This window comes from Brevundimonas sp. A19_0, assembly GCF_017744255.1.
In the GTDB taxonomy this organism is placed as follows: Bacteria; Pseudomonadota; Alphaproteobacteria; order Caulobacterales; family Caulobacteraceae; genus Brevundimonas.
Genome location: NZ_JAGHQP010000004.1, coordinates 162,341 through 188,655 on the forward strand (window position 1 = coordinate 162,341; position 26,315 = coordinate 188,655).

Here is a 26,315-nt window from a genome sequence, read left to right on the forward strand (position 1 = left end):
CCTCGCCCGCGGACACGGCACAGGGGAACAGGGTTGCCGGAAAGGTTAACCGGCCTCACTATCGGTGCGGACGTTCGCCCTGCGGACATGGAGGGAACAGGCTATGTGGATTGCCGTACCGCTGCTGGTCGTGCCGTGGCTGATTTACAATGTCGTGGTCCTGACCGGCCTGCTCGGCGGGGATCCGTCGCTGGGGGCTGACCCGGCGCTGCGTCAGGCCGTCTTCAGCATTCCCATGGCCTCGGGCGTGCGCTGGAATGTCGGCGTCGGCGACATGATCCTGTTTTTCGGGCTGATTTTCCTGTTCTTCGAACTGCTGAAGTCGACCTCCAGCCAGAAGGTCGCCATCATCAACCACGCCCTGTCGATGATCCTGTTCGTCGTCTGTCTGGTGCAGTTCCTGCTGATCCCCAGCTTTGCCACGTCCACCTTCTTCCTGATCACCATCATGATCATGTTGGACGTGCTGGCGGGCTTCATCGTGACGATCATCGCCGCCCGCAAGGATCTGGACTTCGGCGGCGGCTGATCAGCCGAACACGCTGAACACCAGCGCCACAATCAGCACATCGGTGGTGCGGGCGACGAGCGACATGAGGGTGGCCATCGGCATGGTCCAGGCTCCGGTACGGGACAGGGATCCCGTGCCCAGCAAGGGTCATGCCGCGCGATCCGGCGCTCAGATTTCGGTCTTTTTGGCCTGGCCCGGCGGCGGGCGGCGGTCCTTCTCGCCCGTATATTCGGTGCCCAGATAGGCCGAGCGCGCGGCATCCAGCACCGGCGGGCCGCCTCTCAGGCCCTTGCGGACACCGGTCTGGCCCAGCATCTGCGCCTCGAAGGCCCCCGAGGCACTGACCGGCGGGACGGTATGGGCCGCGGCAGGGCTTGCCGCCGGACCGGCAGTTTCATCCCGGGACCCGGCATCGTCTTCCCGGGGCACCAGCGCCCGGCCCTCGGCGCGCCGGTCGGCCTGACGCCGCTCATCCTCGCGCCGCCGCCGCTCGCGACGGTCCGGCACCGCGCCGCTGACGGGGGCCGAAGGACCGACCGGCGGGATGCGGTCGGTCATGCGGGGTCCGATCCGCCCTTCTTCGCCGACCGGGCGCTGCCCTGGGCCAGCCGGTCGATCTGGGCGCGCATCTCGTCCATCTGGCGGCGCATTTCGTCGAGGGCCGCATCCTCCGCGCGGGGGGGTGCGGCCGGTGCGGCTTCCGGCGCCTCGGTCGTCTCGCCCGTATCGCTGCGATAGGGGTTGAAGCCCGGGAACAGGGTCATGGCGCGCTGGAACATGGCCATGTTCTGGCGCACCACATCCTCCATCAGCCCGGCCCCGGCCCCGGTGCCGAACGCCCGGTTCAGCTGGCTGCGGAACTGCTCCTGCTGCTTCGAGAAGGTGTCCAGCGACATCTCCAGATAGCTGGGCAGCACCCCCTGCATCTGTCCGCCGTAAAAGCCGATCAGCCGCCGCAGGAATTGCACGGGAAGCAGGGCCTCGCCCCGGCTCTCCTCCTCGAAGATGATCTGGGTCAGGATGGTACGGGTCAGATCGTCGTTGGTCTTGGCGTCATAGACGACGAAATCAACGCCCTCGCGTACCATGGCCGCCAGGTCGTCCAGCGTCACATAGGAGGAGGTGGCCGTGTTGTAGAGTCGGCGGTTCGCGTACTTCTTGATGACGATCGTGTCGCCACCGGGCTTGGCATCCGTCACGCTGATGTCCTTGTGGTGAAACCGCCGCCACTATCGCGCGCGAAACGGGTTTGCGCCAGACTCGACGGAAAGGACCTCAGGTGCCGGGTACCAGCACCACCCCGACCAGCACGGCGGCCCAGTGCACACCGGCCCCCGCCACGACAAATCCATGCCAGATGGCGCGCCGGAACTTCACCTTGGGGCTGATGAAGACGAACACGCCCGACGTATAGACCAGCCCCCCGATCACCAGCAGGATCAGGGCCGCCGGATGGACGGTGTCCAGCATGGGTTTCAGCGCCAGCACGGCCAGCCAGCCGAAGATCACATAGACGGTGCTCCAGATCGCGTCCGACAGGCGCGGCAGCACCAGTTTGGCGGCCACCCCGCCCAGCGCCAGCGCCCAGATCAGCAGGGTGAAGCCCGTCGACCAGGCGCCCTCGAACCGCTGGGTGGTGAAGGGGGTATAGCTGCCCGCGATCATCAGGAAGATGGCGGCCTCGTCCAGCCGCCGCAGCAGGGGCCGCGCGGCGCAGGGCCGGGTCAGGTTGTAGACGGTCGAGGCCGTCAGCATGGCGATCAGGCACAGGGCGTAGACCGCCGTCGCCACGATCAGGCCTGCACTGTCGGCCGAGAAGGACGACATCACCGCCAGAACAATGCCGCCGATACCGGCCAGACCGAGGCCGATCAGGTGTACCCACAGGTCCGCCAACCGCTCGCCGCGGGTCTCATAGTGCTCGATCATGTCGAGCTCGTCCGGTTGCATGATCCGGCGAAACAGGCGGAGCGGGGTCTTCATCATGGGCCATGCCTTCCGGTCGAGGCGGGGTCATACGGAAACAGCCAGTCTGGCCGACCTTACGGCCCTTCAATGACCAGCCCCTGAACAGGCTCCCCTGCGGGCCATAAGTTTTTGGCCTGCGGCCCGGGTGCCACAGGCCGGCGCCCGCAGCGCTACAGGATGTAGCGGCTCAGATCCGTGTCACCCGTCAGGTCGCCCAGCCGCTCGCGGACCGCCTCCGCATCAAAGCGGATCGTCTGTCCAGAGAGGTCGGCGGCCTTGAAACTGGTCTCCTCCAGCACCCGTTCGACCACGGTGATCAGCCGCCGGGCGCCGATGTTCTCGATGGCGCTGTTGGCTGCCACGGCGGCGTCAGCCATCGCCTCGACCGCATCGTCGGTAAACTCGAGGGTCACATCCTCGGTCGCCAGCAAGGCCTGGTTCTGGCGGATCAGATTGGCCTCGGGCTCGGTCAGGATGCGGCGGAAGTCCTCGCGCGTCAGGGCCTTCAGCTCGACACGGATCGGCAGTCGCCCCTGCAGCTCGGGCAGCAGGTCGCTGGGCTTGGACACGTGGAAGGCACCCGAGGCCACGAACAGCACATGATCCGATTTCACCGGTCCGTAGCGAGTGGCGACCGTGGTGCCCTCGATCAGGGGCAGCAGGTCGCGCTGCACGCCCTCGCGGCTGACGTCAGCGCCGCCGCGATCCTGGCGCGCGGCGACCTTGTCGATCTCGTCTATGAAGACGATGCCCTCGGTTTCCGCCAGCTGAACCGCCTCGCGGGCCAGACTGTCATTGTCGAGCAGCTTGTCCGACTCCTCGGCGATCAGGGGGGCATGGGCCGCCTTGACCGACAGGCGCACGGTCTTTGTGCGCGGACCGCCCATCTTGCCCAGCATTTCCGTCAGATTGATCATGCCGACATTGCCGCCCGGGCCCATGCCCGGCAGATCCAGCCCCGGAACGGGCGAGGCCGTGTCGGCCAGTGCCAGATCGATTTCCTTGTCGTCCAGCTCGCCCTTGCGCAGTTTGGCCCGGAAGGCATCGCGGGTGGTCGACTGGGCGCCCGCGCCGACCAGGGCGTCCAGAATCCGGTCCTCGGCCGCGCGCTCGGCCTGGGCGCGCACCTCGCCCCGGCGACGATCCCGCACCAGCACCAGGGCGGCCTCGACCAGATCGCGCAGGATCTGGTCCACGTCCCGGCCGACATAGCCGACCTCGGTGAATTTGGTGGCCTCGACCTTGAGGAAGGGCGATCCGGTCAGCCGCGCCAGCCGGCGGGCGATCTCGGTCTTGCCGACGCCCGTCGGCCCGATCATCAGGATGTTTTTGGGCGTCACCTCGTCGCGCAGGGGCTCGGCCACCTGCTTGCGGCGCCAGCGGTTGCGCAGGGCAAGCGCCACGGCGCGCTTGGCATCGGCCTGACCGACGATGAAGCGGTCCAGTTCGGAGACAATTTCACGGGGCGACAGATCGGTCATTTTCGGTCTCCCAGCGTTTCGACGGTCAGATTGCCATTGGTGTAGACGCAGACCTCGGCGGCGATGGCCATGGCCTTGCGGGCCACCGCCTCGGCATCCAGGTCGGTGTTCTCGATCAGGGCGCGGGCGGCAGACAAGGCGAAATTCCCGCCCGATCCGACCGCCGCCACGCCGTGCTCGGGCTCCAGAACGTCACCCACGCCGGTGACGGTAAAGATCGACGTCTTGTCCGCCACCAGCAGCATGGCCTCCAGCCGCCGGAGGTAGCGGTCCGTGCGCCAGTCCTTGGCCAGATCGACGCAGGCACGCGCCAGCTGATCCGGGTATTGCTCGAGCTTGGCCTCCAGCCGTTCCAGCAGGGTAAAGGCGTCGGCGGTTGCGCCCGCAAAGCCCGCCACCACGCGCCCCCCGGCCAGGGTCCGCACCTTGCGCGCGGCCCCCTTGACGATGGTCGGGCCCATGGAGACCTGTCCGTCCCCGGCAATGACGGTGGTGCCGCCCTTGCGAACGGCCAGAATGGTGGTCCCGTGCCAGCCGGGGCCGGAGTGAGAGGCGGAATCGTCTGTCTGGTTCATGGCGCCCAGATGGGGCCGCCGATCCAGCCCTGCAACCTCAACTGATTGAATTGTAACGGCCCGGCGACCGCCACATTTTGGCCCATGTAAACAGTTACAGTAGAATTCAATTCCGACAATTGCGCCTTGTCGCGCACATCCATTCCGCAGGACCTCTATGCTTTATCGTCTCACCTATGTGAGCGACGCCATGGGCTCGCTCGGTACAAGCCTGTTGTCCATGGCTCACGTCCTCGGGGTGTCCGAGGTCAACAATCGCCGTGACCATCTGACGGGCGCGATCGCGATCGAGGCGGGCCACATCGTTCAGGTCATCGAGGGCACGCGTATCGACATCGACCGGCTCATGAACAGGCTGACGGGCGATCCCCGCCATGCGAACCTGCGCGTTCTGGCTGACCGCCCTGTGGCCGACCGCCTTTTCCAGGCGCCGATGGCCCATTGCCATCTGGAGACATGGAACACGCGTCTCGATCTGGCCGACCTGTCGGAAGGCCGTATTGCCGTGGACCTCGCGGAATCCCTGCTGGCCGAATGCGCCCGGGGTGAGGACGATTCGGCGGTGCGGACGGGAACCGACGGCTAGGGTTACCTTCGCTGTCGCCTGATGGACGGAAGCGTCCTAGACAGGCTGCGTGACCTTTTCCGAAGACGAGATCGAACGCTACGCCCGCCATCTGGTGCTCGCCGACGTCGGCGGCCCCGGCCAGCAGAGGCTCAAGGCCGCGCGCGTGCTGGTCGTGGGGATGGGCGGCGTCGGCGGCCCGGCGGCCCTCTATCTGGCAGCAGCCGGGGTCGGGACCCTGGGCCTGATCGACGACGACACGGTGGCCCTGTCCAACCTTCAGCGTCAGATCCAGTTCGATACGCCGGACATCGGCGCGCCCAAGGTCGCGGTCTCGGTCCGGCGACTGACGGCGCTCAACCCTCACGTCGACGTCCAGACCTTTGCCGAACGCCTCACCGAGGACAGCGCGGCGTCGCGTCTGGCCGGCTGGGATCTGGTGATCGACGGCACGGATGACTTCGACACCCGCATGGCGGTCAACGGGGCCTGTGTGGCCTCCGGCATTCCGCTGGTCTCAGGGGCCCTCGGCGCCTGGAGCGGACAGGTCGGGGTGTTCGAGGGGCGGCCCTGCTACCGCTGTCTGGTGCCCGAAGTGCCGCCCGATGCCGAAACCTGCGCCCGCGTTGGCGTGGTCGGCGCCCTGGCCGGTCTGGTCGGCAGTATGGCGGCGCTGGAAGCCATCAAGCGGGTGACCGGCGCGGGCCAGCCCCTGACCGGCCGTCTGTGGATCCATGACGCCCTGGCCGGGCGCAGTCGCACCGTTACGGTCACTGCGGACCCGACCTGCCCGGTGTGCGGCTGAAAATCAGGCGAAGGCCTGTTTCAGCAGGACGATATAGCGTTCCAGCAGCTCCTGCTCCTTCGCGGCCGGCCAGTCGGCGTGTCCGGCATCCTCGACCTCGATCAGCTCGGCCGTCTTGCCCGCCCGGTCCAGCGCCTCCTTCATGCGGCGCGATTCGACGACCGGCACGACGGGATCGTCGACGCCATGCACCAGCAGGACCGGACAGGCGATCTCGGCCGCCCGCCTGCGGGGCGAGGCCGAGGCCAGTTCGGTCTCCATCGTCGCCGGATCGCCGATGCGTTTGGTCCAGAAGTCATAGACCAGCCGCCCTTCGGTATCGTCCTCGCGGCGCTCCCATTCCAGCATCTCAAGCAGGTCTGCGACGCCACAGATGGCGATGGCCGCCTTGTACAGGTCGGGCCGCCGCACAGCCCCCATCAGGGCCGCATAGCCGCCGTAGCTTGACCCCATGATCGCCACGCGGTTCGCGTCCAGCCCTTTCAGGGCGATGGCATGATCGATGGCGTCCTCGACGTCTTCTTGCATGCGGTCGCCCCATCGGCCCCACCCTTCGCGCGCAAAGGCCATTCCGTAGCCGCCCGAGCCGCGGAAATTGGGCCGCAGCACCCACCAGCCCTGGGCGGCCAGCACCTGCACCTGACGGTCCCAGGTCCGCAGGTCACGGACCTCGGGGCCCCCGTGCGGCAGCACCACCAGCGGGCCGGGCCGGCCTCCGGGGGGGGCGGTCAGATAGGCCTCGATCGAGGCCCCGTCGCGCGTCGTCACCTTCAGGGTGTCGGTCAGGCCCAGCCGCTCGAAGTCGAGCGGGCGAATGGCGCCCAGATTGACCACGGCCCGGGCCTGGCGGTCATAGAAATACCAGGCCCCCGGCTCGCGCGGCCCGGTCACGCCCACCACCATCCGGTTATGATCGCGGCTGAGATCGTTCAGATAGACGTCGCAGTCATTGTCCATGAAGGCGTTCAGCGCCCGGTGGTGCGCGCCCAGCGAGGCATCGACGAAGTCATACTCCAGCCGCTCGCCATAGAAGGCTGCCGCCACATAGCGGCCGGCGGCGTCCGTCACGCCATGCATGACGTCCCGGCCGTCGCGCCGGGCCATGGGGGTGCCCATGCCGAGCGTCGTCAGGTCCATTTCACGGACAGCCATGGTGTCCTCGCCGTCCACGCGCGCGGTGACCAGAATGGTGCCGGGCGTGTCGCCCTCGCCTACCCATTCGAACTCCGGCAGGTCGCCGATCCGGTTGCGGCGGATCGGTCGCCAGGCGCTGGAGCCGGGGGTGCGCCCGGACACGGTCAGAACGGTGCCGCGCGGGTTGACGTCATAGCGGATCACCGGAACCCCGCCCTGGGTCTCCCAGCCGATGGTGCCGGAACTGCCGCGCTCGATCCGGTCGGCGGCCCCGGTGGCGACATTGACCCTGTGCAGACCGAGCATGCCGTCGCGTTCCCACGCCGCCATCAGCACATGGCCGGGGTCGTTGCGCAGCAGGTCCACCACATAGCCGAGGTCGCGGGACGCGCGCAGCCGGCGCCGGTCATCCTGGAACATTACGGCCATCTCGCCCGTCACGGCGCTGACCGACAGCAGGCGCTTGGACGTCACCTCCTGGGCGGAGGTCCGGCGGTTGGAGCCGGTCACAGCCTGCGGACCGACCTTGACCGTGACGGCGACCCGCACCAGCAGGTGCTCGTCATTGGCCCATTCCAGGCCCTCGACCTCGGTGGGGCCCAGGTCGATGCGCTTGCGCTGGCCTTCGGGATCGTTGGCGTCCAGCACGTCGATGACGCCATGCGGCTCCTCCTCGGTCCCCAGCTGGTCCAGCACGGCAATCAGCGTCCCGCCCGGCGACAGGGTCGCCGCGCGGGTACGGGCGGGGGTGAAGAAGGCGTCGACGGGGTAGGGCGTGACACTCTGCCGCCGGCTTGCGGCCCGCGCCATCTCTGGCCGCAGCCCCAGCAGGCCGACGCCGCCCAACCCCGCAGCTGTGGCCAGCAGCCGACGTCGCGACAGGACCGCAAGGGTCGTCACACCTCTGGATTTCATCAACTTTCCCCCCAAGCAACCGGGGAAATCGACCACGCAGGCCAAGGGGCGTCAAGCGTTACAGCATGGCCGGAATGACGCGATCGGGCGGTCTGTGGCCATTCTGGAACGTCATGATGTTGGCGATCACGCGCTCGCCCATGTCCTGGCGGGACTCGAGAGTCGCCGAGCCCAGATGCGGCATCAGGACCACCTCGGGCCGGTTCAGCAGCCGGGGATGGACCACGGGTTCCTGTTCGAACACGTCGAGACCGACCCCACCCAGCGCCGACCGACCGACCACCTCTGCGAGGGCAGCCTCGTCGATCAGCTCGCCGCGGGCCGTGTTGATCAGGATGGCATGCGTCGCCAGCAAGCCCAGGCGCCGGGCATCCATAAGATGGTGGGTCTCGCGCGTCGCCGGACAGTTCAGCGAAACAATATCCATACGGGGCAGCATGTCGTCGAGGTCATCCCAGTACGTCGCCTGGAGATCCTCCACGACCATCGGGCTGAGGGGTTTGCGGTTGTGGTAGTGCACCTGCATGCCGAACGCCCGGGCCCGCCGCGCCAGGGCCTGGCCGATCCGGCCCATGCCGACGATGCCCAGTCGCTTGCCCCACAGCTTGCGACCGCACATCCAGGTCGGTGTCCAGCCCGAGAATTCCCCTTTCTGCACAACGCCGGCCCCCTCCACCAGACGCCGGCTGACCGCGAGGATCAGCCCCATGGCCAGATCGGCCGTGTCCTCGGTCAGGACCCCCGGGGTATTGGTGACAATCAGCCCGCGCCCGACCGCCGCCTCGACGTCGATATGGTCGACGCCCGCGCCGAAATTGGCGATCATTTTCAGGGACTCACCGGCCTTCCCGATCAAGTCTGCATCGATCCGGTCGGTGATGGTGGGCACCAGTACATCGGCCCGGCCGACGGCATCCTCCAGCGCTGAGCGGTCGAACGGCTGGTCCTTGAGGTTCAGCTCGGTGTCGAAAAGCTCCCGAAGGCGCGTCTCCACCGCGTCCGACAGGCGTCTGGTTAACACGACCTTAAGTCTGCGGCTCGACATTGGCGGGACTTTGAATCCGGAGGACAGGAGCGGAATGGAAAGGGTGTCTAGCAAACCCCGGACCCGAGGCCAAAGGGGGCGCCGGATCGCGGGCGTCACCGCGACCGCACTTGGCCTGTTCCTGATGCTGTCCGCCCAGGCCACGCGGCCCGACGGGCGGCCGACTCCCAGCAGCTATCCCGTGCCGCGCTGGATCACGCTGAAGGCCAATGAGGTCCACGCCCGAAAGGGCCCCGGCCTCGACCATGAAATCCTCTGGACCTACCGCGTGGCCGGCCTGCCGGTGCAGGTGGTCGCCGAGACGTTCGAATGGCGCAAGATCTGTGATCCGGAGGGTTCGCTGGTCTGGGTTCACCGCAGCACCACCTCGGGGCGCCGCACCGTGCTGAACACCGGCGAGGCGGCGATCGAGGTACGTACGGGCCGTCGCGACGATGCCGGCGTGCGCGCAAGGCTCTCGCCCCATGCCCTGGTGCCCGTCACCGGCTGCGAGGAGGGCTGGTGCGAGGTGCGCTCGGGTCGCGTGCGCGGCTGGGTGCGCGAGGCCGCCGTGTTCGGCACCCAGAGCGAGCCCCTGTGCGAGGCCAACCGCCCCGCGGGCCCGGCGCCCGGCCGCCGCTGAGCCCGTCCGGCATCAAGCCTTGCCGGTTGACCGGGGCGATTTCACGTGCCACGCCCGCCGCTCAGCATACGGAGGCCGTCTTGAGCCAGTTTGAACGCCAGTCTTCCTATGATTACGAGGCCCTGCTGGCCTCGGGCCGGGGTGAGCTTTTCGGGCCGGGCAATGCCCAGCTGCCGGCCCCGCCGATGCTGATGTTCGACCGTATCACCCGGATCAGCGACGACGGCGGCGTGCACGGCAAGGGCTATGTCGAGGCCGAGCTGGACGTCAATCCGGACCTCTGGTTCTTCAAATGCCACTTCATCGGCGACCCGGTCATGCCGGGCTGCCTCGGACTGGATGCCATGTGGCAGCTGGTCGGCTTCTACCTCGGCTGGATCGGGGGCCCCGGCAAGGGCCGCGCTCTCGGTGTGGGCGAGGTCAAGTTCACCGGCCAGGTCCAGCCCGACGTGAAGAAGGTCGTCTACAAGATCGACCTGAAGCGGGTCATCAATCGCCGGCTGGTCATGGGAATCGCCGACGGGGTTCTCGAAGCCGATGGAACGCCTATCTATACGGCGACGGACATGCGGGTTGGTCTGTTCGGCGGCCAGGACACCAAGGCCGCTCCGGCGGAATAACCCGAGACCCAGGATCGCGGACAACGCGGCGACAGATCGGACAGGACCAGGAAAGCAAGAACCACAATGCGGCGCGTCGTAGTTACAGGATTGGGTATCGTCTCCTCGATCGGGACCGGTGCGGCCGCCGTCACCGAGTCCCTTCGCCATGCCCGCTCGGGCGTGGTCGCGGCCCCCGACCACGCGGCGCACGGATTCCGCAGCCAGGTCTGGGCCCCGCCGCAGGTCGGCGACTGGACCCAGCTGGTCGACCGCCGCGCGGCGCGCTTCCTCGCGGACGGCACGGCCTGGGCGCACATCGCCTTTGAGGAAGCCCTGGCCTCCAGCGGCATGACGGCGGACGAGATCAAGGACGACCGCATCGGCCTTATCGTCGGCGAGGGCGGGCCCTCGACGCGCGTGATCCTCGAAGCGGCCCAGACCACGATCGAAAAGGGTTCGCCCAAGCGCATCGGACCGTTCGCCGTGCCCAAGGCCATGGCGTCCGGGCCCTCGGCCGTCCTGGCCACCTGGTTCGAGATGAAGGGCATCAACTATTCGATCAGCTCGGCCTGTGCGACCAGCGCCCATTGCATCGGCGCGGCCGCCGAACAGATTGCCTGGGGCAAGCAGGACGTGGTGTTCGCCGGTGGCTGCGAGGACATTCACTGGTCAATGTCGAACCTGTTCGATGCCATGGGCGCCATGTCGTCCAACTTCAACGACACGCCGTCGGTCGCCTCGCGGGCCTATGACAAGGACCGCGACGGCTTCGTCATCGCCGGCGGGGCGGGCATTGTGGTGCTGGAAGAGTATGAGCGGGCGAAGGCGCGCGGCGCGACCATCCTGGCCGAAGTGACAGGCTATGGCGCCAATTCCGACGGCTATGACATGGTCGCGCCTTCGGGAGAGGGCGCCGAGCGCTGCATGAAGATCGCGCTGGAAATGGCCGGCAATCCCCGGATCGACTACCTCAACCCGCACGGCACCTCGACGCCGGTGGGGGACTCCAAGGAGATGGGCGCCGTCCGCAATGTGTTCGGCGACCAGTTGCCGATGATCTCCTCGACCAAATCCCTGACCGGCCACAGCCTGGGCGCCGCCGGCGCCCAGGAGGCGATCTACTGCCTGCTGATGATGCAGAACAATTTCGCCTGCGAGAGCGCGCACATCGAAACCCTCGACCCAGAGTTCGAGGGCATGCCGATCCTGCGCGAGCGGCACGACGGCGCGCTGACCCACGTCATGTCCAACTCGTTCGGTTTTGGCGGCACCAACGGCACCCTGATCCTGTCGAAGGTCTGAGCAGCTACCAGCCGCTCTCGGCCCCGGCGGCGGTGATGCATCCGGCCATCGCGCCAAGGTCGCGGTTGAACTCCGTCGCACTGGCATAGGCGAGGGAGCCGGGATTGACGGAGATTGTCTGCACCTCGGCGCGGTGATCCTCGCCGCCGATGCCGATGCACCGGACCGAGGGCATCGGTCCTTCGCCGATCACCACGACCACATGCACCGGCATCACTTCACGCAGGTTCTGGTCCGCCAGATGGTAGCGCACGCAGTGGACGGCGCCGGACAGGGTGCTGTCCGCACAGCGCTCCAGACTGCCCGGTTCGATCTGCGAGGGCTGATACTCAAACCAGGCCGAAGGTTCTCCTGCGCTGTCGACCAGACCCTGAACATAGCGGCTGTCGCCATGGGTGGTGGCGTCGAGGGGCAGAACCTCGATCGCGACCGGCAGGCGAGGGGGCGGAGCGGCCGCGGCTGTGCCAAGGACAAGGAGGGCGGCCGCGGACAAGCCAAAGGGAACGCGCATGATGCTGAAGCCTTTCTCTGGCGGGCGCAGGACCCGGCGATCTGACCCTAGCCAGCACACCGCCGCCGCGCCAATCTACCAGACCTGACTATGCCGGAGATCACCCCTGACACCTCCTGAGTCCTACATCCTGTTCCTGCTCGGCCTCGGCGTGGTCGTGCTGATGGTGTCCTGGGCCCCGGTCGGCCTCAAGAAGACGCCGCTCACGCTCGCCATCGTCTGCGTCCTGCTGGGCATTGCCGTGTTCAGCGTCGGCGCGTTGAACTTCAATCCGGACCCCCGGACCTGGGACACGCTGACCGAGCGGGTGACCGAGGTGGTGGTGATCATCAGCCTGATGGGGGCGGGGCTCAAGCTCGACCGGTCACTGGGCTGGCGGGCGTGGGGCTCGACCTGGCGGTTGCTGGCCATCGCCATGCCGCTGACCATCCTCGGCGTGATGGCGCTGGGCCTGTACGGCCTTGGCTTCTCGCTGGCGATGGCCCTGCTGCTCGGCGCCTCGCTGGCCCCCACAGATCCGGTACTCGCCGCCGACGTCCAGGTCGGTCCGCCCAAGTCGGGTGATGAGGACGAGGTCCGCTTCGGCCTGACGTCCGAGGCCGGGCTGAACGATTCTCTCGCCTTTCCCTTTGTCCACCTGGCCATTCTGGTGTCGCTGGGCGGGCTGGCCTCGACCGCGGCCCTGACCGACTGGTTCGCCATCAAGGTGGTGTGGAAACTGCTGGCCGGCGCCGGCGTGGGCTTCCTCGTCGGCAAGGGTTTGGGCTGGCTGATCTTCGCCAGTGAAAAGGCGGGCCTGTCGCGTCTGGGCGACGGTCTGGTGGCGCTGGCCGCCACCTTCATCGCCTATGCGGTGGCCGAGGTGGCCCATGGGTACGGCTTCCTCGCCGTCTTCGTCTGCGGGGTGACCATCCGCGCCTGGGAGCGGGACAATGACTTCCACAAGGAGATGCACCATTTCGCCGATCAGTTCGAACGGCTGCTGATCATGCTGGTGCTGGTGCTGTTCGGCGGGGCGATCGCCAACGGCCTGATGGACTCCCTGACGTGGACCGATGCCGCGATCGGTCTGGCCATCCTGCTGGTCGTGCGGCCGGTCGCCGGGATGATCGCCATGATCGGCTCGCCCGAGCCCTTCCGCGACCGGCTGCTGATGGCCTTCCTCGGCATCCGCGGCATCGGCTCGGTCTATTATGTCGCCTATGGCATCAACCATGGAGACTTCGGCTCCAGCGAGCGGCTGTGGTCCATTCTGGGCTTTGTCATCCTCGCCTCCATCGTCATCCATGGCGTGACCGCCAATCCCCTGCTCGAGCGGTTGCGGCGCTGGCGCGCGGTGGACTGACGGCAAACAGGTGCTTTTCCCCGGGCGGAGGCCCTGCTAACCCTCCCACCCTGATTTCCGAGGAGACGACCATGGCTTCCGACAGCGGCTGGACCTTCCCCACCGGCGACCTGATGAAGGGCAAGAAGGGCCTGATCCTGGGGGTGGCGAACGCCAACTCCATCGCCTGGGGCATTGCCCAGCAACTGGCCGCCCAGGGCGCCGAGCTGGCCTTCACCTATCTGGGCGAGGGGCTGGAGCGCCGGGTGCGTCCGCTGGCCGAGAGCGTGGGCGCCAAGCTGATCGTCCAGGCCGACGTCACCGACGACGCCTCGATGGACGCCGCCTTTGCCGAGCTGGAAAAGACCTTCGGCACCATCGACTTCGTGGTCCATTCGGTGGCCTTCGCCAACAAGAACGAGCTTCAGGGTTCATTCGTCGACAACACCACCCGCGACAGCTTCTTGCTGGCCATGAACATCTCGGTGTTCAGCTTCGTCGATGTGGCAAAGCGCGCCGCCAAACTGATGCCGAACGGCGGGTCGATGGTCACCATGACCTACCTCGGCGCCGAGCGCGCCATTCCCAACTACAACACCATGGGCGTGGCCAAGGCCGGGCTGGAAGCCGCGACCCGCTATATCGCCCGCGATCTGGGGCCGAAGGGCATTCGCGTCAACGCCATCTCGGCGGGCGCCATGCGCACCCTGTCGCTGGCCGGCATCTCCGGCGGGCGCGGCATGATCGCCCAGGGCCGCGCCATGTCGGCCATGAAGGAAGACACCTCGATGGAAGGTGTCGCCGGCTGTGCCCTGTGGCTGTGCTCGGACCTCGGCTTCTCAACCACGGGCGAAGTGGTCCACGTTGATGCCGGCTTCCACATGATGGGCCTAGGCGACGCGGAGGAGTAGGGGTGCGGCGTTTTCCTTCTCTGTCTTCACACCTCAGGCAGCAGATTGAAGGGATTGCGCCGGTTCAAACATCGCCCGACCTATGGGTTTGGCCGTGCGAGGTCCGCCTCCACAGCGGGCTCACCATGGACCGCGTGTATCTGGCCCAGGCGGCGCCATGGTTCGAAGTCTGGGGCGTATGGCCTGACCAAGACCCCGGGAAGAGCGAAGTCGATGTGCGCGATGTCGCCGACGTGCGCGAGAGCCCGACGCGAATTCCCGCCCACTGGGCGGCAAAGCCTTACATGGGGACCAATGGTGGAATGGGCGGCGCTCTCTTCGCCCTGGTTTTCCGCGACGGCCGTCGGATGACCGTCAGGGGCGGCGACGCCCATGACTTCGTTGACTATCCGGAAGGCTATGGTCCGTCCGATATAGTGGACATCGATTGCTATCTGGACCGTTCATCGCCCCACACCACCTTGCCGTCATTCAGTTGGTGCTTGTTCGACTGAGCTTCAGTCCGGCTCGCGTTCGCCCACCTCGGCAGGGCGCAGGGCGAGCAGCCAGCCGTCGGCCGTGTGGATTTCGGGCACGGCCTCTCGGGTAAAGGGCAGGTACCAGGTCTGGCCGCCACCTGCCGGCGTGATCTCGAGCATGTCGTCGGCGCCGAAATTCTGCACGGCGCGGACCGTGCCGATCACGGCGTCAGCCGCGTCGCGGGCCTCCAGCCCGATCAGATCGGCCAGATAGAATTCGTCTTCCCCGGGCGGAGGCAGGGTATCGCGGGCGATGTAGAGCTTGAGGCCGCGCAGGGCCTCGGCGTCCTCACGGGTCTTCACCTGTTCGGCGCGGCCCACCACGCCCTTCTTGTCCGGCCGGGCGGTGGTCAGGGTCAGGGCCGGGGTGCCGTCGGCGCGCAACAGCGGGCCATAGTCCATCACGGCCATGGGTTCGGCCGTGAAGGTGGTCAGGCGCACCTCGCCCTTCACGCCAAAGGCGCCGCCCAACTGGGCCACCAGGATCAGTCTGTCGGTCGTCATGTCCGAGCCTCTACAGCAGACCGGCGCCCATGAAAAAGGGCGGTGCCGCATGGACACCGCCCCTGTTCAGGTCGCGCGCGGGGAAATCAGCCCTCGGCCTTTTCCTCGGTCGCCTCTTCGGCGGCGGGAGCCTCCTCAGCCGGAGCGTCCGCAGCGGGGGCTTCCTCGGCGGGCGCTTCTTCCGCCGGAGCGTTCTTGGCGGCTTCGGCTTCTTCCTTGGCCTTGGCAGCGGCTTCGGCGGCTTCGGCCTTGGCAGCGGCTTCGGCTTCCAGACGGTCAGCTTCGCGCTGGGCGCGCTCGGCGGCGCGTTCCTGGGCCTTCTTGCCCGGCTGGCCCTTGTTCGGGTTGTTGCCCTGGGTCCACTTGACCTTGCCGACCAGGGCTTCGTCCTGGCTCTGGCTGATGAAGCGGGCGACGCGGTCGGTCGGCTGGGCGCCCTTGCCCAGCCACTCGGCGATGCGGTCGGCCTTCAGGGCCACGCGCGGGGTCTCGCCGTCCTTGGGCAGCATCGGGTTGTAGCTGCCGACCTTCTCGATGAATTTGCCATCGCGCGGCGAGTGGCTGTCGGCGACGACGATGTGGTAGTAGGGGCGCTTCTTGGTGCCGCCACGCGACAGACGAATCTTCAGCATTTTCAGTCTCTTTCTTTAGGGAAAAGGGTCAGGATTTCTTGGTGGGCAGACCGGGCAGGCCGGGCAGTCCACCGGGGGGCATGCCGCCACCCAGACCGGACAGCCGGTCCTGGATGGCCTTCATCTCTTCGGCCGAGGGCTCGGGCATCCGCCCGCCACCCATGGCCTTCAGCCGGGCCATGTCAGGCTGGCCGGGTCCGCCGCCGAGACCGCCCAGCATGGCGGCCATCTGCTGCATCTTCTTGGGTCCGCCGCGCGCCAGCGACTTGACCATATCGGCCATCTGGCGGTGCTGTTTCAGCAGGCGGTTGATCTCCTGCACCTCGACGCCGGCGCCGGCGGCGATGCGCTTCTTGCGGCTGGCGTTGAGCAGGTCGGGCTTCTTGCGCTCGGCCTTCGTCATCGAGCTGAGGATGGCCTGCTGGCGCCCGATCATCCGGTCGTCGACGCCCGAGTCGGCCATCTGGGCCTTCATCTTGGCCACGCCGGGCAGCATGCCCATGATGCCCTGAAGGCCGCCCATCTGCTTCATCTGGGCCAGCTGGCCGGCCAGGTCGTCCAGGTCGAACTTGCCCTTGGCCAGCTTCTTCGCCATGGCCTCGGCCTTGGCAGCATCGAGGTCCTGACTGGCCTTTTCGACCAGGGCCACGATGTCGCCCTGGCCCAGGATGCGACCGGCGACGCGGCGAGCGTCGAACGCGTCGAGCGCGTCGACCTTTTCGCCCGCGCCGATGTATTTGATCGGCAGGCCGGTGACGGCCCGCATCGACAGCATGGCCCCGCCCCGCCCGTCGCCGTCGGCGCGGGTCAGTACCAGACCGGTCAGCGGCAGACGCTCGTGGAAGGCGCGCGCGGTGCGCACCGCGTCCTGACCGGTCAGGCTGTCGGCGACCAGCAGGGTCTCGACGGGCTTCGACACCGCGGCGACCTCGGCCACCTCATTCATCAGCCCTTCGTCGAGGGTGATGCGGCCGGCGGTATCCAGGATCAGGACGTCAAAGCCCTGCAGTTTCGCCGATTGCAGGGCGCGTCTGGTGATCTGGACCGCGCTCTCGCCCGCCACGATGGGCAGGGTCGCGACCTCGATCTGCTGGCCCAAGGTGGCCAGCTGCTCCATGGCCGCCGGACGCCGCGTGTCCAGCGAGGCCATCATGACCTTCTTCTTGTCGAACTTCGTCAGGCGCAGCGCCAGCTTGGCCGAGCTGGTGGTCTTGCCCGAGCCCTGCAGGCCGGCCATCAGGATCACGGCGGGCGGGGCGGCGTTCAGATTGATGCCGACCGGCTCCTCGCCGCCCAGCATCTCGATCAGGCCGTCATAGACGATCTTGACCACCTGGTCGGCCGGCCGGACCGAGCGGATGACCTCCTCGCCCTTCGCCTTCTCGCTGGCGAAGGCGATGAAGTCTTTCACCACCGGCAGGGCGACGTCGGCTTCGAGCAGGGCCACGCGCACCTCGCGCATGGCCTCGGCAATGTCCTTTTCGGACAGGGCGCCGCGGCCGGTGATCCGGTCAAAGACGCCTGTCAGTCGCTCGTTCAGAGCCTCGAACATCAGAACCTCAGGTCTCGCGCAGAATGACCCCGAGGCTCCAAACGAGATCAGCCCCAGCGGACGATCACGTCGGCTGGGGGCCTCTCCCGGCTCAGCCCGTGTCCAGAAGCGAGGACCGGGGGTCGTCCGGGTGGAGGGCGCGAGGTCAACTTGCGCCGGAAGCGGCGGTGTATGGCGGAAAACCACGAAAAGGGCAAGCCGATCCCGGCAGGACGGGCCAAAGGGCCGGTCCGCAGGGCACCGAACCGCGCAAATTCCGTTACGCAGGGGCGTGTCACCTATCCCCGCGGGGGTTCGCACGCCTATCGTCGATCTTCAAGGAGACCTCATGACTGACACCCTGCCCGCCGATGCCCTGCCTGCCGACCGCCTGCGCGAGGAGGTCCGCCTGCTGGGCGCCGTGCTGGGGGATGTCATCCGCGAGGCCGGGGGGCAGGATCTGTACGACCGGATCGAGGCGGTCCGCCGGGCCTCCGTCGCCTATCACCGCGATGGCGCGGATACGCGGGACGTCACCGAAATGGAGCGCCTGCTGGCAGGCCTCAGCTCGGAGCAGGCGGTGGGTCTCTCGCACGGCTTTGCAGTTTTCTCCCTGCTGGCCAATGTCGCCGAGGACCGCGAGGCGCGCCGCCGTGCCCGCGAGGCTGAGGCGGATTCAGCGCCGGCGGGCGAATCCACCGCCACGCCCGAGGCCGCCCTGGCGTGGCTGTCGCGCGGCGGCGCGGACCGCAAGGCTGTGGTCGATATTCTGGCCAAGGGGCTGATTTCTCCGGTGCTGACGGCTCACCCGTCCGAGGTGCGGCGCAAGAGTGTGCTGGACCGCATTGCCGCCCTGTCCGCCCTGCTGGACGGCCGTGGCGAGGGACAGGGGGCCAGCCGCGCCCTCCGCCGTCAGGTCTTCCTCCTGTGGGCCACGCGACTGGTCCGCACCTCGGGTCTGGTGGTCCAGGACGAGATCGACACTGTGGTTTCCTTCCTTGAGCAGGTTTTCCTCGAGGCCGTGCCCGAGCATCTGAATGCCTGGCGCGACCGGCTGGAGGCGCCGGACCTCAAGCCCTTCCTCAAGGTCGGAAGCTGGGTGGGCGGCGATCGCGACGGCAATCCCAATGTCGACGCCGACGTCATGAAGGCTGCCTTCCGCACCCAGTCCCAGGCGGCACTGGGCGCCTATCTGGACGATGTTCATGCGCTCGGGGCCGAGCTCAGCCTCTCCGATGCCCTGATCGACCTGACCCCCGAGCTGGCCGCCCTGTCGGCGGCCTCGGGCGATACCTCGCCCCACCGGGCGGGCGAGCCGTTCCGCCGCGCCCTGACCCGCATCTATGCGCGCCTGGCCGCCGACTATCAGGCGAAGGTCGGTGCTACGCCGCCGCGTCCGGCAGGCTTCAAGGCCGAGCCCTATGGCCGGCCCGAGGCCTTCGTCGCCGATCTGCAGATCCTGCGGCAGGCCCTGCTGGCAGCAGACCCCCAAGCCTTCCGTGACGATGGGCTGTCGCGCCTGATCGACCGGGTGGAGGCCTTCGGCTTCCATCTGGCGGTGCTCGACATGCGCCAGAATGCCGATGTCCACGAACGGGTGGTGGCCGACCTTTTCCGGGTCGCAGGCGTAGCCGACGACTATGAGGCGCGCGACGAGGCCGGACGGATGGCGCTGTTGCGTGCCGAACTGGCCAGCCGTCGCCCGCTGTTCGTGCCGGGGGCGGGCGACTATGCCGAAGAGACCCTCAAGGAGCGCGCCATCCTGCAGGCCGCTGCCGAGGCCATCCAGACCTTCGGCCCGGCCGCGATCCGCACCTATATCGTCTCCAAGACCGAGAGCCCCTCGGACCTTCTGGAAGTCTATCTGGTGCTGAAGGAAGTCGGCCTGTTCGACCCGGCATCGCCCGAAACCTGTCCCATCCAGGCCGTTCCCCTGTTCGAGACCATCACTGACCTGCAGGCGGCCCCCGTCACCCTGCGCGCCCTGATGGCCGAGCCGGCGCCTCTGGCCCTCGCCCGTGCGCGCGGGGTGCAGGAGGTGATGATCGGCTATTCGGACTCCAACAAGGACGGCAGCTATCTGACCTCGACCTGGGAGTTGAACCACGCCTCGCGGGCCCTGCGCGATGTGGCGCGCGAGGCGGGTGTCGGGCTGCAGCTGTTCCACGGTCGCGGCGGGGCCGTCGGTCGGGGGGGCGGGTCCAGTTTCGGGGCTGTTGTCGCCCAGCCGCGTGGCACGGTCGAGGGCCGGATCCGCGTCACCGAACAGGGCGAGGTGATCGCCAACAAATACGGCGAGCCCGGCGTGGCGCGCCGCAATCTGGATGCCCTGACCAGCGGCGTGATCCTCGCGTCCCTGCGCCGCGAGTCGGGCGAGGGTCCGGCCGAGCGGCACGGCGATCTGATCTCGCGCCTCAGCCAGGCCTCGATGAAGGCCTACCGCGCCCTGGTCTATGAGACGCCGGGCTTCGTCGACTATTTCCGCGCGGCCACGCCGATCTCGGAGCTGTCCGAGCTCAAGATCGGCTCGCGCCCGGCCTCGCGCAGTTCGTCCACCCGGATCGAGGACCTGCGCGCCATCCCCTGGGTGTTCAGCTGGAGCCAGTCGCGCGTCATGCTGCCCGGCTGGTACGGCTTCGGCTCGGCCCTCGACAGTCTGGATGCGGGGGATGTGGAGACCCTGACCGGGCTGGTCTCCGAATGGCCGTTCCTGTCGACCCTGATCCAGAACATGGAAATGGTCATGGCCAAGTCCGACATGGTCATCGCCCGGCGCTATGCCGGTCTGGTGCCCGATCAGGCCCTGGCCGAGGACATCCATGGCCGGATCGCAGCGGAATGGCAGCGGACCCATGATGCCGTGATGCGCCTGACCGGCCAGACCAGTCTGCTCGAGCGCCAGCCGGAGCTGGCCCGTCTGATCCGGCTGCGCCTGCCCTATATCGAGCCGCTCAACCATGTGCAGGTTGACCTGATCCGGCGCCGTCGCGCGGGCGACGACGACCCGGCCGTGCGCGAGGGTATCCTCGTGGCGCTGAACGGCATCGCCGCAGGCCTCCGGAACAGCGGCTGACACGAAAACGGGCCGGTGGATCGCTCCACCGGCCCGTTCCGTCTCTTCAGGGCTGTCCCTAGTTCACCGGGAAGCCGCGCACGCGCAGCAGGGCGTCGACATCCGGGTTGCGACCGCGGAAGCGGCGATAGGCCTCGCCGCGATCCGTCGTATTGCCCTCGGACAGGATGATCGACTTGTAGCGGGCCGCGATGTCCGGATTGAACACATCGCCCGACTGCTCGAAGTAGGCCCAGGTATCGGCGTCCATCACCTCGGACCACAGATAGCTGTAATAGCCCGCCGAATAGGCATCTGAGGTGAACAGGTGATTGAACTGCGGCAGGCGGTGCCGCATCACGATCTCCTTGGGCATGCCGATGCGCGCCAGGCTTTCCCGCTCAAAGGCGTCGATGTCGCTCGGCGGCGTGGCGCGCGTGTGCAGATCCATGTCGACCAGGGCCGACGACAGATAGCTGACGGTCGCATAACCCTGGTTGAAGGTCGAGGCGGCCTCGATCTTGTCGACCAGGGCCTGCGGCATCGGCTGGCCCGTTTCGACGTGCTTCATGAAGCCGTCCAGGATCGGTCGCGACAGCACCCAGTGCTCATGCACCTGCGACGGATATTCGACGTAGTCGCGCGGCGTGCCGCCCAGCGCCGGATAGGTGATCTTGTAGGACAGATAGTGCAGGGCGTGGCCGAACTCGTGGAACAGGGTCTCGGCGTCGTCCAGCGAGATCAGGATGGGCTCGTCGCCCTCGGCCTTGATGAAGTTGTTGTTGTTCGAGGCCAGCACATTCTTGACCCCGTCATAGGTCGAGTAGGACCGGTAGGTGGTCATCCAGGCCCCCGACCGCTTGCCCGGACGGGCGAAGTCGTCGGAATAGAACAGGCCCACGTGGCGGCCCGAGGCCTTGTCCTTGACCTCGAACACCTCGACGTCCGGATGGAAGACCGGCACGGTGCCCGCCGGCAGCGGGGTGAAGGTGAAGCCGTACAGGCGCTCGGCCATGTAGAAGGCGCCGCGCTTGACGTTGTTGAGCTCGAAATAGGGCTTCAGTTCGTTCTGGTCGAGGTCGTACTTCGCCTTCCGGACCTTCTCGGCATAGTACAGGTAATCCCACGGCTCGATCTCGTGACCGGCGATCTCCCGCATGTCGGCGACCTCTTCGGCCACGCGCGCCTTGGCCGGTTCCCAGACCCGCATCATCAGGTCCATGGCGGCCTCGGGCGTCTTGGCCATGGTGTCCTGCATGCGCCATTCGGCATGGTTGCCATAGCCCAGCAGGCGGGCCCGTTCGGCGCGCAGGCGCACGATCTCGGCGATGGTGGAGTTGGTGTCGTTGGCGTCGCCATTGTCACCGCGGTTCACGAATTTGCGCCAGACTACCTCGCGCATGGCGCGGTCGTCGGCGAAGCTAAGATACGGGTCGACGCTGGAGCGGGTGTTGACGATGGCCCAGCCCTCGATACCCCGATTGCGCGCGGCGGCCGCAGCGGCCGCCTTGTTCGAGGTCGGCAGGCCCGCAGTCTGCGACTCGTCGGTCAGGACCGTCCAGGTGTTCTCGTCGGCGACCACCTTCTGGCCGAAGCGCGTGAAGGCGCTCGACAGGGCGGTGTTGATCCGGCCCAGTTCGGCCTTGCCGGCCGCGTCCAGGGCGGCACCGTTGCGGATGAAGCTGTCGCGGCTGCGCTCGGCCACCCGCGTCTGCTCGGCGGTCAGGCCCATGGCGCGGGCGTTGTCGGCCACGGTGCGCACGCGCTCGAACAGTCCGGCGTTGAAGGTGATCTCGTCACCGGCAGCCGACAGCAGGGGCGACACCTCGGTGTCGACGGCCTGATAGTCTTCCGAGCCGATGTTGGAGGTCATCACCCCAAACACCGTCAGGGCGCGGTCCAGCGGCTCACCCGCCATCTGCAGGGCGACCATGGTGTTGGCAAAGGTCGGCGGCTCGGGGTTGTTGACGATGGCGTTGATCTCGGCGCGTTGCAGCGCGATGCCCTCGACAATCGCGGCCTTCAGCTTCTCGGGCGTGGCGGCCGGGAAGGGCGGCAGGCCCTCATACGGGCCGGTCCAGGGCTGAAGCAGTTCCGCGCGCGGAGTCTGTTGCGGCAGGACCGCGCGGGCGATGGCCGCGTCGCGGGCCAGATCCTCGGGCGAGAGGCCGACGGGCGCAGCGCCCATACGCATGCCCATGTTCGCGCACCCCGTAAGGGCGAACAGGCTGCCCCCCGCTGCAAGAAGCTGGCGTCTGTCCATAAATGACTCCCTTTGTGTCCTGTCGCACGCCCCGGGCCAACGGCGGCCATGGGTCATTGACACCCTCATGTGGGTTTCGGTGCGCTCTTTCGCAAAGACTTGCATCAGGTGAGGGTGCGCGGGCAAGAGGGAGGGCTTGCGGGCCTGCCCGTTTTCGCGACCCTGGAGGGCCTGTATGGCCATTGGCGTGTTCGATTCCGGCGTGGGTGGCCTGACCATCCACCACACCCTGACGCGCCGTTTCCCGGGCCGGGACCTGCTCTATCTGGCCGATCAGCAGCATGCGCCCTACGGCGGCCGGGCCGGCGAGGAGATCGTCGACCTGACCCGGGCGGGCTGCGAGCGCCTGTTCGCCGAAGGTGCGTCGGTAGTGGTGCTGGCCTGCAATACCGCCTCGGCCATCGCCCTCCGGCGTCTCCAGCAGACCTGGGTGCCCGAGGCCGTGCGGACCCTCGGCCGCCCGGTCAATGTGCTGGGGATCATCGTGCCGACGATCGAGGCGGCCACCGGCCTGCCCTGGACCTATGCGCGCGAGACCGACGACCGTTTCCGCGACGAGCGCAAGTCGGCGGTCGAGGTGCTGGGCCTGTTCTGCACCCAGGCGACGGCGAACAGCCGGGTCTATGAGATCGAGATCGACAAGCGGCGCGAGGACCTGGCGGTCTTCACCGAGCCCTGCCCCGGCCTGGCCGGCCAGATCGAGGCGGGTGTCGATGAGGATGAACTCCGGACCACGGTGCGCGACCATGTGGAGGCCCTGCGCCGTCGCATCGGCCGCTGGCCCGACAAGGTCATCCTGGGCTGTACCCACTATGGCATCGTCGCCCACCTGTTCGCCGAGGCCCTGCCCGAGGGCACACCCGTGATCGGCCAGCCGGATGCCGTGGCCGATGCGCTGGACCGCTATTTCGCCCGCCATCCGGAATATGCGCTGGGCGATCAGGGCCGGCTGCGGTTCCTGACGACCGGCTCCCCCGGCGGGCAGGGCGAGCGGATCGAACGCTTCTGGGGCGAACCCCTGACTTTCGAGAAGGCTTGACGGCGGGGGACAGCAGAGGGTCAATCGCGCGACTGACGATCATCCTGATGGGGAAGCGGGGTGTTACGTGTGGTCAGGCCCGGGTATTGGCGGGCTCGAATGGAATGGGGGGATAAAATGCTCTGGAGAACTGGCCTGCTGGCCGTGGCGTTGTCGGCTGCTGCATTCGGCGTGTCGGCCCAGTCGCGTCCTGATCGGCTGCTGATCAGCGAGCCCGTGCAGGGGTACGCCTACTACAATCGCCCCGGGGCCACCGTCGAACAGCACGACGCGGAGTTCCGCGACTGTCTGGTGGCGACCAATGTCCAGCGGAACGGTGTCGGGGGCTCCGTTGCCCACCAGTGGGTGTGGGGAGGTGTGATCCAGGCCATCGGCACATCGGCGATCGAGAACTGCATGATCGCCAGCGGTTGGCGCGTGTTTCAGCTTCCTGCGGCCGAGGGTCGGACGATCGCCCGACTCGCGGACGCCGATTTCAAGGCCCGGTTCGCAGGTATGGTGGGGGCGCCGACTCCTCCAGGCGTTCTGGCTCGGACGTGGGACAATCAGGCTTCGCGACCGGCGCGATATCACACCCCCTCGCGGCCGCGGGCCCAGAGCGGGGATCAACTGAGTGCCCGGTCTTTCCGCCTGAGTGGTCTGGAGGTGCATTTGCGGACTCCCGAAGAGGCCAGTGGGCCCACATATACGAATGTCCGGGGCGTGCCCCTGGATCGTATCGTCGCCCCTGCCCCGGGGAAGGCCATTGTCGTTGTCGGGGGATTCGGAAACCGGTGGATCGGCTTTGCCCGAACCGCCGACACGGGGGGCGAAATTGCCTTCGGCCTCAGGTCCAGCCGTAGAGGTCTGTGGCATGCCTTTGAGGTACCAGCCGGTCGATACAGGATTGTCGGCACCGGATGGGTCAATCACTGCCTAGGTTCCCCGGCCTTCGAGATCACGGCGGGAGACGTCGTCTATGCCGGTCGATTCCTTCTGGAGGGAGAAACCCTGGGGCCGACCCTCGACGTGAGCGAGGTGCCGGCGCAGCTGGACGGTACGCTGCGCGACCGTCTGCGTCCTGCGCAATACAACAATGGGTCCACCACCCTATGCCCTTTCGGCGTCGGGATTTATCCTCTCGAGATCCCCGGAGTGCCGTTTCAGGAGGGCTATCGCGGCGGCAGCCTCGCGGTAGTGACTGCCCCCTCTCCCGACTAGGGGCGACCTAGCCCGCCAGCGCCTCGGCCGAGGCGACGATGCGGCTGGCGGCATGCACCACGGCGCCGATGCGCAGGGCGGCCTGGACCTGGGGTGCGGTGAAGCCGTGCTGGCGCAGGGGGGCCTCGTGGGCGTCGATACAGGCGCCGCAGCCATTGATGGCCGACACGGCCGTGCACCACAGCTCAAAGTCCATCTTGTCCACGCCGGGGTTGCCGATGACGTTCATCCGCAGCCGCGCCGGCAGGGTCCCGTACTCCTTGTTCTTCATCAGGTGCAGGGACCGGTAGTAGATGTTGTTCATGCCCATGATGGCGGCGGCCGACCGTGCCGCATTCAGGGCCTCCGGCGACAGCTTTTCGGCCGCAGCGGCCTCGATCGCACGCACCACCGGCACTGTACCCACAGCATGGGCCGAGGCGAGGAAACAGCCCCACTTCTGCTGGTCATTCAGCACGGTCTCGCTGGCCAGCGAGCCGAGGTTCAGCGAGATATCCTTGGCATAGGCGGGGATCAGGTCGCGCAGGGCGTCGAGGGACATATTTTTAAGCCTTCCCTTCGGGACGTGGCTAACGCTCGCAACGCGGTTGCTCGCTGCCTGAGCCACGGAGAACTGGGTGGGGAAACGGGCGAGTGATGGGCGACGAAGGCCTCGCCACTCATCACTCGCCACACGTCACTGCTTATGCAGCCAGCGTCTCGCCGCCGACGGGGCGGTTGCAGGCGCACAGTTCATCGGTCTGCAGGGCGTCGACGACACGCAGGGTGTCAGCCGGGGCGCGTCCGACGTTCAGGTTGGTCACATAGACGTGCTGGACGACGTTGTGCGGGTCGACGACGAAGGTCGCACGCAGGGCCACGCCTTCTTCCTCGTTCAGGATGCCCAGCTCGCGGGCGAACTTGCCGCCGTTGTCGGCAAACTGCCAGATCGGCAGCTTGTTCAGGTCGGCGTGGTCGCGGCGCCAGGCCAGCTTGACGAATTCGTTGTCGGTCGAGCCGCCGAGCACGACGGTGTCGCGGTCCTCGAAGTCGCGGGCCAGCGAGGCGAATTCGGCGATTTCGGTCGGGCAGACGAAGGTGAAGTCCTTCGGATAGAAGAAGATGACCTTCCACTTGCCTTCAAAGCTGGTTTCGGTGATCGGCTCGAACGCCGAGACGCCGTCTTCCTCGTGGCTGTTGAAGCCGGGTTTCACGCCGATGATCTTGAATTCAGGCAGTTTTTCGCCAACGCCGAGCATGGGCTCTCCTTGGGTTGCTGGAATTGCAGGGTCAAGGGCCGGGGGGAGCCGACCGCTTGGGTGGCAC

27 protein-coding genes are annotated in these 26,315 nt (G+C 67.4%); 12 read left to right on the top strand and 15 right to left on the bottom strand.

Translation table 11 applies throughout. From position 1 onward, the window contains the following. Positions 1–103: 103 nt before the first annotated feature. Positions 104–529: a hypothetical protein gene (locus J7346_RS06365; protein ID WP_209118887.1), complete on the top strand. Its 426-nt coding sequence runs from the start codon at positions 104–106 to the stop codon at positions 527–529. Here J7346_RS06365 and J7346_RS15120 read toward each other — a convergent pair whose 3' ends face one another. The 6 genes from J7346_RS15120 to hslV form a co-directional block, all read right to left on the bottom strand. Then, complete coding sequence (locus tag J7346_RS15120) at positions 530–655, bottom strand: hypothetical protein (RefSeq protein WP_280636471.1); 126 nt, start codon at positions 653–655, stop codon at positions 530–532. It abuts the gene before it with no gap. Positions 656–679: 24 nt separating this feature from the next. Continuing rightward, positions 680–1,069, bottom strand: a complete 390-nt coding sequence (locus J7346_RS06370) for a hypothetical protein (protein ID WP_209118889.1) — start codon at positions 1,067–1,069, stop codon at positions 680–682. Further along, the gene (gene phaR / locus J7346_RS06375) at positions 1,066–1,710 is read right to left on the bottom strand and encodes a polyhydroxyalkanoate synthesis repressor PhaR (RefSeq protein ID WP_348521463.1); all 645 of its coding nucleotides are present in this window, start codon (positions 1,708–1,710) and stop codon (positions 1,066–1,068) included. The genes J7346_RS06370 and phaR overlap by 4 nt, the downstream gene beginning before the upstream one ends. A gap of 76 nt (positions 1,711–1,786) precedes the next feature. Next, on the bottom strand, positions 1,787–2,497 hold the full coding sequence (locus J7346_RS06380) for a hemolysin III family protein (protein ID WP_209118891.1): 711 nt from the start codon (positions 2,495–2,497) through the stop codon (positions 1,787–1,789). Between the two features lie 152 nt (positions 2,498–2,649). Beyond that, positions 2,650–3,960, bottom strand: a complete 1,311-nt coding sequence (gene hslU, locus J7346_RS06385) for an ATP-dependent protease ATPase subunit HslU (RefSeq protein ID WP_209118893.1) — start codon at positions 3,958–3,960, stop codon at positions 2,650–2,652. Then, positions 3,957–4,535 carry an ATP-dependent protease subunit HslV gene (gene hslV / locus J7346_RS06390; RefSeq protein WP_209118895.1) on the bottom strand — a complete coding sequence of 193 codons (579 nt, stop codon included), beginning with the start codon at positions 4,533–4,535 and terminating at the stop codon, positions 3,957–3,959. The genes hslU and hslV overlap by 4 nt, the downstream gene beginning before the upstream one ends. Before the next feature lie 157 nt (positions 4,536–4,692). Between hslV and J7346_RS06395 the strand changes: the two genes are divergently transcribed. Both J7346_RS06395 and moeB read left to right on the top strand, forming a co-directional pair. Further along, a complete protein-coding gene (locus J7346_RS06395) occupies positions 4,693–5,121 on the top strand; it encodes a BLUF domain-containing protein (protein ID WP_209118897.1) in 429 nt (142 codons plus the stop codon). 49 nt (positions 5,122–5,170) lie between these two features. Next, complete coding sequence (gene moeB, locus J7346_RS06400) at positions 5,171–5,905, top strand: molybdopterin-synthase adenylyltransferase MoeB (protein WP_209118898.1); 735 nt, start codon at positions 5,171–5,173, stop codon at positions 5,903–5,905. Between the two features lie 3 nt (positions 5,906–5,908). Here the strand turns inward: moeB and J7346_RS06405 are convergent, their stop codons facing one another. Together J7346_RS06405 and J7346_RS06410 are read right to left on the bottom strand one after the other, a co-directional pair. Further along, on the bottom strand, positions 5,909–7,954 hold the full coding sequence (locus J7346_RS06405; protein WP_209118900.1) for an alpha/beta fold hydrolase: 2,046 nt from the start codon (positions 7,952–7,954) through the stop codon (positions 5,909–5,911). A 58-nt stretch (positions 7,955–8,012) separates the two neighbouring features. Next, the gene (locus tag J7346_RS06410) at positions 8,013–8,999 is read right to left on the bottom strand and encodes a D-glycerate dehydrogenase (protein ID WP_209118902.1); all 987 of its coding nucleotides are present in this window, start codon (positions 8,997–8,999) and stop codon (positions 8,013–8,015) included. A gap of 34 nt (positions 9,000–9,033) precedes the next feature. Between J7346_RS06410 and J7346_RS06415 the strand changes: the two genes are divergently transcribed. From J7346_RS06415 to fabB, 3 genes are all read left to right on the top strand, one after another. Further along, on the top strand, positions 9,034–9,621 hold the full coding sequence (locus J7346_RS06415; RefSeq protein WP_209118904.1) for an SH3 domain-containing protein: 588 nt from the start codon (positions 9,034–9,036) through the stop codon (positions 9,619–9,621). 80 nt (positions 9,622–9,701) lie between these two features. After that, positions 9,702–10,241: a 3-hydroxyacyl-[acyl-carrier-protein] dehydratase FabA gene (fabA, locus tag J7346_RS06420; RefSeq protein ID WP_209118906.1), complete on the top strand. Its 540-nt coding sequence runs from the start codon at positions 9,702–9,704 to the stop codon at positions 10,239–10,241. A 66-nt stretch (positions 10,242–10,307) separates the two neighbouring features. Then, positions 10,308–11,525, top strand: coding sequence for a beta-ketoacyl-ACP synthase I (gene fabB / locus J7346_RS06425; RefSeq protein WP_209118908.1), 1,218 nt, complete (start codon positions 10,308–10,310; stop codon positions 11,523–11,525). A gap of 4 nt (positions 11,526–11,529) precedes the next feature. On the opposite strand, the gene J7346_RS06430 is transcribed toward fabB, so the two are convergent. Next, positions 11,530–12,036: a hypothetical protein gene (locus tag J7346_RS06430; protein WP_209118910.1), complete on the bottom strand. Its 507-nt coding sequence runs from the start codon at positions 12,034–12,036 to the stop codon at positions 11,530–11,532. 151 nt (positions 12,037–12,187) lie between these two features. Between J7346_RS06430 and J7346_RS06435 the strand changes: the two genes are divergently transcribed. The 3 genes from J7346_RS06435 to J7346_RS06445 all read left to right on the top strand — a co-directional run bounded on the left by J7346_RS06435 (position 12,188) and on the right by J7346_RS06445 (position 14,765). Further along, positions 12,188–13,381, top strand: coding sequence for a sodium:proton antiporter (locus J7346_RS06435; RefSeq protein ID WP_348521464.1), 1,194 nt, complete (start codon positions 12,188–12,190; stop codon positions 13,379–13,381). Positions 13,382–13,452: 71 nt separating this feature from the next. Further along, positions 13,453–14,271 carry an enoyl-ACP reductase gene (locus J7346_RS06440; protein WP_209118914.1) on the top strand — a complete coding sequence of 273 codons (819 nt, stop codon included), beginning with the start codon at positions 13,453–13,455 and terminating at the stop codon, positions 14,269–14,271. 125 nt (positions 14,272–14,396) lie between these two features. Beyond that, on the top strand, positions 14,397–14,765 hold the full coding sequence (locus J7346_RS06445; RefSeq protein WP_209118916.1) for a hypothetical protein: 369 nt from the start codon (positions 14,397–14,399) through the stop codon (positions 14,763–14,765). Positions 14,766–14,768: 3 nt separating this feature from the next. On the opposite strand, the gene rimM is transcribed toward J7346_RS06445, so the two are convergent. The 3 genes from rimM to ffh form a co-directional block, all read right to left on the bottom strand. Further along, positions 14,769–15,293, bottom strand: a complete 525-nt coding sequence (gene rimM, locus J7346_RS06450) for a ribosome maturation factor RimM (protein WP_209118917.1) — start codon at positions 15,291–15,293, stop codon at positions 14,769–14,771. Between the two features lie 86 nt (positions 15,294–15,379). Beyond that, entirely contained in the window at positions 15,380–15,925 is a 546-nt protein-coding gene (gene rpsP, locus J7346_RS06455; RefSeq protein ID WP_209118919.1) for a 30S ribosomal protein S16, read from the bottom strand. Between the two features lie 28 nt (positions 15,926–15,953). Then, positions 15,954–17,477: a signal recognition particle protein gene (gene ffh / locus J7346_RS06460; protein ID WP_209118921.1), complete on the bottom strand. Its 1,524-nt coding sequence runs from the start codon at positions 17,475–17,477 to the stop codon at positions 15,954–15,956. Between the two features lie 328 nt (positions 17,478–17,805). On the opposite strand from ffh, the gene ppc reads away from it, so the two are divergent. Next, the gene (gene ppc, locus J7346_RS06465) at positions 17,806–20,529 is read left to right on the top strand and encodes a phosphoenolpyruvate carboxylase (RefSeq protein WP_209118923.1); all 2,724 of its coding nucleotides are present in this window, start codon (positions 17,806–17,808) and stop codon (positions 20,527–20,529) included. A 58-nt stretch (positions 20,530–20,587) separates the two neighbouring features. Here the strand turns inward: ppc and J7346_RS06470 are convergent, their stop codons facing one another. Next, complete coding sequence (locus J7346_RS06470; protein WP_209118925.1) at positions 20,588–22,771, bottom strand: M3 family metallopeptidase; 2,184 nt, start codon at positions 22,769–22,771, stop codon at positions 20,588–20,590. A 175-nt stretch (positions 22,772–22,946) separates the two neighbouring features. Between J7346_RS06470 and J7346_RS06475 the strand changes: the two genes are divergently transcribed. Both J7346_RS06475 and J7346_RS06480 read left to right on the top strand, forming a co-directional pair. Continuing rightward, a complete protein-coding gene (locus J7346_RS06475; protein WP_209118927.1) occupies positions 22,947–23,810 on the top strand; it encodes an aspartate/glutamate racemase family protein in 864 nt (287 codons plus the stop codon). Between the two features lie 117 nt (positions 23,811–23,927). After that, complete coding sequence (locus tag J7346_RS06480) at positions 23,928–25,010, top strand: hypothetical protein (RefSeq protein ID WP_209118928.1); 1,083 nt, start codon at positions 23,928–23,930, stop codon at positions 25,008–25,010. A 7-nt stretch (positions 25,011–25,017) separates the two neighbouring features. On the opposite strand, the gene J7346_RS06485 is transcribed toward J7346_RS06480, so the two are convergent. Beyond that, a complete protein-coding gene (locus J7346_RS06485) occupies positions 25,018–25,551 on the bottom strand; it encodes a carboxymuconolactone decarboxylase family protein (protein WP_209118930.1) in 534 nt (177 codons plus the stop codon). 142 nt (positions 25,552–25,693) lie between these two features. Beyond that, positions 25,694–26,248, bottom strand: a complete 555-nt coding sequence (locus tag J7346_RS06490) for a peroxiredoxin (protein ID WP_209118932.1) — start codon at positions 26,246–26,248, stop codon at positions 25,694–25,696. Positions 26,249–26,315: the final 67 nt, after the last annotated feature.

Coding starts and splice junctions, on each gene's coding strand:
- J7346_RS06365 (WP_209118887.1), top strand. CDS start 104: ATGTGGATTGCCGTACCGCTGCTGGTCGTGCCGTGGCTGATTTACAAT.
- J7346_RS06370 (WP_209118889.1), bottom strand. CDS start 1,069: ATGACCGACCGCATCCCGCCGGTCGGTCCTTCGGCCCCCGTCAGCGGC.
- J7346_RS06380 (WP_209118891.1), bottom strand. CDS start 2,497: ATGATGAAGACCCCGCTCCGCCTGTTTCGCCGGATCATGCAACCGGAC.
- hslU (WP_209118893.1), bottom strand. CDS start 3,960: ATGACCGATCTGTCGCCCCGTGAAATTGTCTCCGAACTGGACCGCTTC.
- hslV (WP_209118895.1), bottom strand. CDS start 4,535: ATGAACCAGACAGACGATTCCGCCTCTCACTCCGGCCCCGGCTGGCAC.
- J7346_RS06395 (WP_209118897.1), top strand. CDS start 4,693: ATGCTTTATCGTCTCACCTATGTGAGCGACGCCATGGGCTCGCTCGGT.
- J7346_RS06405 (WP_209118900.1), bottom strand. CDS start 7,954: ATGAAATCCAGAGGTGTGACGACCCTTGCGGTCCTGTCGCGACGTCGG.
- J7346_RS06410 (WP_209118902.1), bottom strand. CDS start 8,999: ATGTCGAGCCGCAGACTTAAGGTCGTGTTAACCAGACGCCTGTCGGAC.
- J7346_RS06415 (WP_209118904.1), top strand. CDS start 9,034: ATGGAAAGGGTGTCTAGCAAACCCCGGACCCGAGGCCAAAGGGGGCGC.
- fabB (WP_209118908.1), top strand. CDS start 10,308: ATGCGGCGCGTCGTAGTTACAGGATTGGGTATCGTCTCCTCGATCGGG.
- J7346_RS06430 (WP_209118910.1), bottom strand. CDS start 12,036: ATGCGCGTTCCCTTTGGCTTGTCCGCGGCCGCCCTCCTTGTCCTTGGC.
- J7346_RS06440 (WP_209118914.1), top strand. CDS start 13,453: ATGGCTTCCGACAGCGGCTGGACCTTCCCCACCGGCGACCTGATGAAG.
- J7346_RS06445 (WP_209118916.1), top strand. CDS start 14,397: ATGGACCGCGTGTATCTGGCCCAGGCGGCGCCATGGTTCGAAGTCTGG.
- rimM (WP_209118917.1), bottom strand. CDS start 15,293: ATGACGACCGACAGACTGATCCTGGTGGCCCAGTTGGGCGGCGCCTTT.
- rpsP (WP_209118919.1), bottom strand. CDS start 15,925: ATGCTGAAGATTCGTCTGTCGCGTGGCGGCACCAAGAAGCGCCCCTAC.
- ffh (WP_209118921.1), bottom strand. CDS start 17,477: ATGTTCGAGGCTCTGAACGAGCGACTGACAGGCGTCTTTGACCGGATC.
- ppc (WP_209118923.1), top strand. CDS start 17,806: ATGACTGACACCCTGCCCGCCGATGCCCTGCCTGCCGACCGCCTGCGC.
- J7346_RS06470 (WP_209118925.1), bottom strand. CDS start 22,771: ATGGACAGACGCCAGCTTCTTGCAGCGGGGGGCAGCCTGTTCGCCCTT.
- J7346_RS06475 (WP_209118927.1), top strand. CDS start 22,947: ATGGCCATTGGCGTGTTCGATTCCGGCGTGGGTGGCCTGACCATCCAC.
- J7346_RS06480 (WP_209118928.1), top strand. CDS start 23,928: ATGCTCTGGAGAACTGGCCTGCTGGCCGTGGCGTTGTCGGCTGCTGCA.
- J7346_RS06485 (WP_209118930.1), bottom strand. CDS start 25,551: ATGTCCCTCGACGCCCTGCGCGACCTGATCCCCGCCTATGCCAAGGAT.
- J7346_RS06490 (WP_209118932.1), bottom strand. CDS start 26,248: ATGCTCGGCGTTGGCGAAAAACTGCCTGAATTCAAGATCATCGGCGTG.